At 64.0% G+C, this 8,207-nt stretch carries 7 protein-coding genes and 1 pseudogene; 3 read left to right on the forward strand and 5 right to left on the reverse strand.

What is annotated here, in order from left to right; all coding sequences use genetic code 11:
• Positions 1–141 precede the first annotated feature (141 nt).
• The 5 genes from dapE to dapC all read right to left on the reverse strand — a co-directional run bounded on the left by dapE (position 142) and on the right by dapC (position 4,554).
• Positions 142–1,275 (reverse strand): succinyl-diaminopimelate desuccinylase, encoded by a 1,134-nt coding sequence (gene dapE, locus QZY07_RS05805; protein WP_295400569.1) that lies wholly within the window; start codon positions 1,273–1,275, stop codon positions 142–144.
• Positions 1,275–1,616, reverse strand: a complete 342-nt coding sequence (locus QZY07_RS05810) for an ArsC family reductase (protein ID WP_295400570.1) — start codon at positions 1,614–1,616, stop codon at positions 1,275–1,277. Before QZY07_RS05810 ends, dapE begins: the two co-directional genes overlap by 1 nt.
• Positions 1,616–2,437, reverse strand: coding sequence for a 2,3,4,5-tetrahydropyridine-2,6-dicarboxylate N-succinyltransferase (gene dapD / locus QZY07_RS05815; protein ID WP_295400572.1), 822 nt, complete (start codon positions 2,435–2,437; stop codon positions 1,616–1,618). The genes QZY07_RS05810 and dapD overlap by 1 nt, the downstream gene beginning before the upstream one ends.
• Positions 2,438–2,467: 30 nt before the next feature.
• On the reverse strand, positions 2,468–3,034 hold the full coding sequence (locus QZY07_RS05820; RefSeq protein ID WP_295400574.1) for an N-acetyltransferase: 567 nt from the start codon (positions 3,032–3,034) through the stop codon (positions 2,468–2,470).
• A gap of 296 nt (positions 3,035–3,330) precedes the next feature.
• Positions 3,331–4,554, reverse strand: coding sequence for a succinyldiaminopimelate transaminase (gene dapC, locus QZY07_RS05825; protein WP_295400576.1), 1,224 nt, complete (start codon positions 4,552–4,554; stop codon positions 3,331–3,333).
• 113 nt (positions 4,555–4,667) lie between these two features.
• Here dapC and QZY07_RS05830 point away from each other — a divergent pair, with 113 nt between their 5' ends.
• The 3 genes and pseudogenes from QZY07_RS05830 to QZY07_RS05840 all read left to right on the forward strand — a co-directional run.
• The gene (locus QZY07_RS05830; RefSeq protein ID WP_295400578.1) at positions 4,668–5,042 is read left to right on the forward strand and encodes a VOC family protein; all 375 of its coding nucleotides are present in this window, start codon (positions 4,668–4,670) and stop codon (positions 5,040–5,042) included.
• 218 nt (positions 5,043–5,260) lie between these two features.
• A complete protein-coding gene (mrcB, locus tag QZY07_RS05835; RefSeq protein ID WP_295400580.1) occupies positions 5,261–7,699 on the forward strand; it encodes a penicillin-binding protein 1B in 2,439 nt (812 codons plus the stop codon).
• A 115-nt stretch (positions 7,700–7,814) separates the two neighbouring features.
• Positions 7,815–8,207: pseudogene (locus QZY07_RS05840) on the forward strand (hypothetical protein); the annotation flags it as partial.

The raw sequence follows: 8,207 nt of genomic DNA on the forward strand, positions 1-8,207 counted from the left end.
ACTGATCACTGCCAACTGCCAACTGCCAACTGCCAACTGCCAACTGCCAACTGCCAACTGCCAACTGCCAACTGCCAACTGCCAACTGCCAACTGCCAACTGCCAACTGCCAACTGCCAACTGCCAACTGCCAACTGCCGCCTACTGCTCGGGCAGCAGCCGCTCCAGCATCAGCCGATAGATCGCGGAGAGCTGGTCGAGTTCCGCCACGCCAACGCACTCGTCGATCTGATGGATGGTGGCGTTGAGCGGCCCCAGTTCCACCACCTGCGCGCCGGTGGGTGCGATGAAACGTCCGTCGGAGGTACCGCCGGTGGTCGAGAGCCGGGTGTCGATGCCCGTGACCGTCCGGATGGCCGCGCGCGCGGCGGCCACCAGCTCGCCGGCGGGGGTCAGAAAGGGATTGCCCGACAGGCGCCAGGTCAGGTCATAGTCAAAACCGCCGGCATCGAGCATCCGCCGGACGCGCGTCTCGATGATTTCGGGAGTCAGCTCGGTCGAGAAACGCAGATTGAACTGGGCCTCCAACTGGCCCGGAATCACGTTCTCCGCCCCCGTGCCCATGTTCAGATTGGCGATCTGGAGACTGGTCGGCGGGAAGTGATCGTTGCCCTGGTCCCACACCTCGGCGCAGAGCGCGGCCAGGATTTGGGCGCTGACATGAAAGGGATTCAAGGCAAGTTGCGGATAGGCAACATGGCCCTGTTTGCCATGCACCTTCAGAAAACCATTCAGGCTGCCGCGCCGACCGTTCTTGATGGTGTCGCCCAGACGCTCGCGACTGGATGGCTCGCCCACCAGCGCATAGTCGATCTTCTCCCCGCGCCGTTCCAGACGCTCCACGACCTTGACGGTGCCGTTGACCGATGGGCCTTCCTCGTCGCTCGTGATCAGCAAGGCGATGGAGCCGCCGTGGTCGGGGTGCCCGGCCACGAAGTCTTCTACGGCGGTGATCATCGCTGCCAGCGAACCCTTCATGTCGGCGGCACCGCGACCGTAGAGTCGACCGTCGCGGATCGTCGGGACGAAAGGGTCCGATGTCCAGCGGTCGCGCGGTCCAGTCGGCACCACATCGGTATGTCCGGCAAAACAGAAGACCGGCCCGGCGTCGCCGCGCCGCGCCCAGAGATTGCTCACCTCGCCGAAAGGCATGGGTTCGATGCGAAAACCGAGCGCGGCTAGACGCGCGGCCATCAGATCCTGACAACCCCAATCATCGGGCGTGACGGAAGGGCGAGCGATCAGATCGCGAGCCAGCGCGAGCGTGGGCGACATCAGCGGAACAGCTCCTGATATTGAGTCTCGGAAAAACCGACATGGCGGGCCGTGCCGGTGTCGAGCAGCGGGCGGCGGATGATCGATGGCGTGTCCAGCATGACCTGGATCGCGCGCGCCTCGTCCATCCCCTCGCGCACGGACTCCGGCAGCTTGCGCCAGGTCGTGCCGCGACGATTCAGCAGGGTCTCCCAACCGAGTTCGGCCACCCAGGCGCGCAGTTGGACTTCGTCGAGTCCCTGTTTTTTGTAGTCATGAAAGACGTAGTCGATGCCCCGACCGTCGAGCCAGCGGCGCGCCTGTTTGACCGTATCGCAGTTCGAGATGCCGTACAGCGTCATCAAATGTCCCTTAAGAGTTCATTGATGCCCACCTTGCTCCGGGTCTTTGCGTCCACCTGCTTGATGATGACCGCGCAGTAGAGGCTGTAGGTGCCGTCCTTGGACGGCAGATTGCCGGGGACCACGACCGCGCCCGGCGGCACCCGTCCGAACAGGATTTCCCCCGTTTCGCGATTATAGATCTTGGTGCTCTGGCCGATGTAGACCCCCATCGAAATCACCGCGCCCTCGCCGACGATGACCCCCTCGACGACCTCGGAGCGCGCGCCGATGAAGCAATTGTCCTCGATGATCGTGGGCGCGGCCTGCACCGGCTCCAGCACGCCGCCGATGCCGACGCCGCCGGACAGATGGACATTCTTGCCGATCTGGGCGCAGGAACCGACCGTGGCCCAGGTATCGACCATGGTGCCAGAGTCGACATAGGCGCCGATGTTGACATAGGAGGGCATGAGCACGCAGCCCGGCGCGATGTAGGAACCCTTGCGAGCGGTCGCCGGCGGCACCACGCGCACGCCGGACTCGCGGAACTCGCGCGAGTTGGTATCGGCATACTTGGAGGCAACCTTGTCGTAATAGTTGGTGAAGCCGCCCTTGATGAACCAGTTGTCCTCGATGCGGAACGACAGCAGCACCGCCTTCTTGATCCACTCGTTGACCGTCCAGTCGCCGTCGCGCTTCTCGGCGACGCGAATCTCGCCCCGATCGAGCCGCTCGATGGCGTCCTGCACGGCGTCGCGGACATGGGTCTCGACGTTGCGCGGGGTGAGCTCGGCGCGGCGCTCGAAGGCTTCGACGATGATGGTCTGCTGATCGGTCATGTTGTTTCCGTCTTGGTTGAAAGTGAAGGTTTATTCGCGCCAGTGCCGAAGCTCGTCGAGCGCATGGGCGCACGCGATTTGCCCCCGCATATGCCCAAGGAACCCTGGTCGCAGTGCCTGGACCATCCAGGCATTGGCGTGTTCCGGCGGAATGGGGTAGGGGGCGTCAAACCCGAGGCTCCCGGCCGGGACAAAACCGTACCTGGGATAATAGTCGGGGTGACCAAGGACAAAGACCAGATCCACGCCCGCCGCCGTCAGTCGCGCGAGTCCGTCCGCGATCAGCCGCCCGCCGATCCCCTGGGATTGGACGTCGGGGTGTACGGCCAATGGAGCAAGAAGCGCGGCGGAAACGTTTCGACTGGCTCGCTCGATCCTGGCATGGGTAAAGAGGATATACCCGAGCAGCGGATCGCCAATGTCCGTTCGCTGGGTCGTGGCGACGAGCGACAGGAGGGGTTGCGCGCTCGCGTCGGCCAGCAGATCGACCGTTAATTGCGCGACCTCAAATCCTTGCGGATCGCCAAACGCGGCCTTGATCAGATCGCAAATGGCTGGCGTCTCGGCGTTGTCGGTCTGACGTATCTGAATTTGCATGGAGGTCAAAAGTTATCAGTTGTCAGTTGTCAGTTGTCAGTTGTCAGCGGAAGCGGGTTGCTCGTCAAAGGGCACACGATGGCGTCGGGAGGGCGATGCAAGCCCGCATAGGGGTTTAAGTGATTTCCGGAAAACGTTTTAACCATTGAGAGGCAACGAATGGACAGGATTCACACGATTTCGCCGGATGAACAGGATGGAAGCGATCGTTTTTCATCCTGTCAATCTTGAAAAATCCTGTGAGTCCTGTCTATTTAAAGCGTTGATTCTGGATCGATACTTTCTTGGAAACCACCTCAACCCTCGCGCTGGATCCGCTCGACACAGCGCCGGATGCGCCGCGCGGCGTCCACGCATTCGTCCAACGGTGGAACCAGCGCCAAGCGGACACGATTCTCGCCGGGATCGCATCCCGCGACCTCGCGCGAGAGAAAGCTGCCGGGTAGCACGCTGAGGTTTTCTTCGGCATAGAGCCGACGCGCGAATTCGGTGTCAGGGATCGGCGTCTTTGGCCACAAATAAAAGCCGGCGGTGGGCCGTTCCATGGGTAGGATGCCATCCAGGATCTCGAGGACGGCGGTGAATTTATCCCGATACAGCCGGCGATTTTCGCGCACATGCGACTCGTCGCCCCAGGCGGCGCGGCTGGCGCTCTGGATGGGCAGCGACATGGCGCAGCCGTGATAGGTCCGGTAGGCGAAAAAACGCTCGATCAGCGCCGCGTCGCCGGCGACGAAACCCGAGCGCAGTCCGGGTGCGTTGGAGCGTTTGGACAGGCTGTGGAAGACGATGCAGCGACTGAAATTCGGGTTGCCCATGGCCGCCGCGACCTGGAGCAGCCCCAGCGGCGGGGAGGTCTCGTCCAGATAGAGTTCGGAATAGCATTCGTCCGAGGCGATCACGAAATCATGGGTGTGCGCGAGTTCGATCAGACGGGCGAAGGTGGACTGGTCGAAGACGGCCCCGGTGGGATTTCCTGGCGAACAGACATAGAGCAGTTGACAGCGTTTCCAGGTCGCCTCGTCCACGGCGTCGAAATCGGGAATGAAGCCGTGGTCCGCCCGGCAGGCCAGATAACGGGGTTCCGCCCCAGCGAGGAGTGCCGCGCCCTCGTAGATCTGATAAAAGGGATTCGGCATCAGCACCAGCGGTGTGCGGGAGCGGTCGACGACCGCTTGGGCGAAGGCGAACAATGCCTCGCGGGTGCCATTGACCGGCAGGATCTGGCGCTCGGGGTCGATGCCCAGGCGGCTGGCGTTGCCGCCGACGAGTTGGAAGCGGACCGTCAGCCAGCGGGCAATTGCCTCGCGTAGTTCGGGCGTTCCGCGGGTCGTCGGGTAGACGGACAGTTGGTGGAGATGCGCGATCAGTGCGTCGGTGATCAGGGATGGCGTCGGGTGCTTGGGCTCGCCAATCTGCAGGGCGATCGGCTCCTGCCCACGGGGTGGCTGGAGTCCCTGCTTGAGCGCGGCGAGCTTTTCGAAAGGGTAGGGTTGGAGGCGTCCCAGGTCCGGGTTCATCTGAAATACATGGCCTATCTTGTACCGCCACCGCATGGTTTAACGGTGCCGCTCGAATGTGAAAAGCCAGTATAGTGCAAGGCTCTAGCCGGCTCCATGCCAAGGAGAACCTCATGTCGCTCGTGCGAGACATCCATCATGTCAGCCTGATTGTTTCCGATACCGCCAAAGCGCTAGGCTTCTATCAAGGTGTACTGGGTCTGAAGATTCTCTCGGAGCGCCCAGCGCTGCCCTTCCCAGGAGCCTGGCTCGGGGTCGGGGCGCGACAGATTCATCTGCTGGAACTGCCGAATCCGGATCCGGTCGCGGGCCGTCCCGCCCATGGCGGACGCGATCGGCATGTGGCGCTGCTGGTGTCGTCGCTAAACGCGCTGATCGCGCGTCTCGATGCCGACGGGCTTCCCTACACCCTGAGCCGCTCGGGACGGCGTGCGCTCTTTTGTCGCGATCCGGACGGTAACGCATTGGAATTTATCGAAGAGGCTTAGGCGGGCTGCGTCGTCTGGCGCTGCGGCACGTCGCCTGGACGATTGGTTTCATCCCATGCCGCCAGCGCGAAAGGTTGTATCGGAAGGCTGCAAATGCGACGATAAGCGACTGAAACGCCGATAAAAGACAGACTACGTTCCCGATGTATCCAAATCCCGTTCCGAATTCAAAGTATGTCAAACCCTGCCGCCCGTGCGCGCGCGGATGGTGTTGACCCGTGGCCGCACCGCGTCGTCAATCCGCTTCTCGCGCGAGGAAGCGCCCGCCTCCCCGCAAACGTTTCCGTCTCGGCGGATTTCTGTTGTTGTGGGCGCTCCTGATCGCGGCGGGGATCGGCGTGGCCGGTCTGCTCTATGGCGTCCATCTCGACCGCGTGATCCGGGGCAAGTTCGAGGGCCAGCGCTGGGCGCTGCCGGCGCGTGTGTTCGCGCGCCCGCTTGAACTCTATGCCGGCCGGCCGCTGAATCCGGAGCAGTTTCAGGCCGAACTGGATCGTCTCAATTATCGCCAGGCCGCCGAACCTTCCAGTCCCGGCACCTATCGTCGCGAGGGCGAGCGTTTTCTGGTGCATACCCGGCCCTTCCGCTTCTGGGACGGTCAGGAGCCGGATCGACAGCTCGATATCCAACTCACCGACCAGCGGGTCGCGGGCCTGAAGGATGCCGGCGGCGGCCCCGATCCGGCGCTGGTCCGGCTCGATGCCATGCTGATCGCCAGTATCTATCCCACGCATAACGAAGATCGCCTGCTGGTCCGCGGCAAGGATCTCCCCGAGCTGCTGGTCAAGACCCTGATGGCGGTCGAGGATCGCAACTTCGACCGTCACGTCGGCGTCGATCCCAAGGGCATCCTGCGCGCCGCCTTCAGCAATCTGCAGGCCGGTTCGGTGGTCGAAGGCGCCAGTACCCTGACCCAGCAGTTGGTCAAGAATTTTTATCTGAACGCCGACCGCACCTTCGAGCGCAAGCTTAAGGAGGCTTATATGGCGCTCCTGCTGGAGCGTCGCTACAGCAAGGAGGAGATCCTGGAAGCCTATGCCAACGAGATCTATCTCGGTCAGGACGGCAGCCGCGCGATTCACGGATTCGCGCTCGCGAGCACGTTTTTCTTCAACAAGTCGCTGAGCGAGATTGGGATCCCGGAAACCGCGTTGCTGATCGGCCTGGTTCAGGCGCCCTCCAGCCTGGATCCGCGGCGTCACCCGCAAGCCGCCAAAACGCGCCGCGATCTGGTGCTGGATCTCATGGTCCGCGATGGCGTGATCCTGGCCGAGGACGCCGCGCGGGCCAAGACGGCCCCCTTGGGGCTTTCGGAGGAAGGCGGGCGTCCGGTCGGCGAGTATCCCGATTTCATCTCGCTGGTCAGGCGCCAACTGCAACGCGACTATCGCGACGAGGATCTGCGCTCGGAGGGGCTGAATATCTTCACGACCCTGGATCCGCTGGTGCAGTCGACGGTCGAACGCTCGCTCCCGGTCCAGTTGGCCGCGCTGGAAAAATCCCGTGGCATGAAAACCGGAACCCTGGAGACCGCGGCGGTGGTGACCTCGGTGGATCAGGGTGAGGTGCTGGCCGTGGCCGGGGGCCGCAAGCCGGGCTACGCGGGCTTCAACCGGGCGCTGGACACCGTCCGCTCGATCGGCTCGCTGGTCAAGCCGGCGGTCTATCTGACGGCCCTGTCGCAACCCCAGCGTTTCACGCTGACCACCAGCATTCAGGATACCCCGGTCAGCCTGCCCGACGGCGACAAACGCTGGGAGCCGAAGAACTACGACCGTCGGGTCAATGGCTCGGTGCAGCTCTCTGACGCCCTGGCCCGTTCGCTGAATCTCGCGACGGTCAATCTCGGGCTCGGCGTCGGGGTGAAAAAGGTCGCCGAGACGCTCTATCAGCTTGGGGTCCAGCGCAAGATCCGGGTCGTGCCCTCGCTGCTGCTGGGATCGGTGTCGATGTCGCCGCTCGAAGTGGCACAGATGTACCAGACCATCGCGGCGAACGGTTATCGCGCGCCACTGCGGGCGATTCGCGAGGTCGTGGATGCCCAGGGGCGGCCGCTGAACCGCTATCCGCTCGCGGTCGAGGCGGTGGTCGATCCCAAGGCCGCCTATCTCACCACCTGGGCCCTGCAGCGGGTCGTCACCAACGGGACCGCCCGCTGGTTGGGGGAAAAATTGCCGGAAGGCATGACCATGGCGGGCAAGACCGGCACCACCGACGATATGCGCGACAGTTGGTTCGCCGGCTTCTCGGGCGACAAGGTCGCCGTGGTGTGGGTCGGTCGCGACGACTACCAGCCCATGGGGCTCGCCGGGGGCACCGGCGCGCTGCGGGTCTGGGGCGATTTCATGCTGGCACTGCCCAATGAACCGCTGTCGGAGTTTCCGCCCGATGGCGTCGTGATCGCGAATGCCTGCGGGCGCGCGAATGTGCCCTACATCGGTGACAGCGCAGCCCGCTGCGGCAGCAACGGCGGCGACGGGAACGCCGGCGCCAAGCGACCCAGTCAAGGCGGTGGCGGTGGCGCTGGCACGAAGACGGCCGTTCAAGCCGTCGAGGAGCCAGTCGCCGAGCGCGAGCCGCCCCCCCCCGCGCCAAAACCGAAACCGCGGCAGCCGGCGGGCGGCGAAAACCTGTTCATGAGCGATTTTTACAATTAAACCGCGGCCAGGGCGAACCATGTCGCCGGGCGGATTTCCCAGGCACGCGGTTGCCAGCGACGCGCGGCGGGATGCGGTTTAAGACGACATGATCTTCACTTTGCGATCAAGAACCATGATGGATATATCGACCAGACTGCCGACCATTCTGATGGCCGTGGTGGGCTTGACCGCCTGTGCCATGGAGCCCCGCGAGGGACCGCCAGCGCCGGTCGTCCAGGTGGCACCGCGTCTGCCGGCGGAACCGGTCGCGGCACCCGCGCCCGAGACCATCCGCAAGACTGCACCGACACCAAAACCCGCCGCGCCGGCTAAAGCCAAAACCACGCTGTATGCGTACCGGGATCCCGGCGCGCCACCCGAGCCCGAGCCGGCTGCCCCGCCAGCGGCCGAGCCGGCGCCAGCCGCGCCCACCGTCGGGGCGGCACCCGTCAAGCCCGCCGCGCCCAAGGTTGTCCAGGGTGCGCCAACGCCGACGACAGACGCGAAGCCAGCACCGGCCAAACCC

This window comes from uncultured Thiocystis sp. (assembly GCF_903866365.1).
Taxonomy (GTDB): Bacteria; Pseudomonadota; Gammaproteobacteria; order Chromatiales; family Chromatiaceae; genus Chromatium.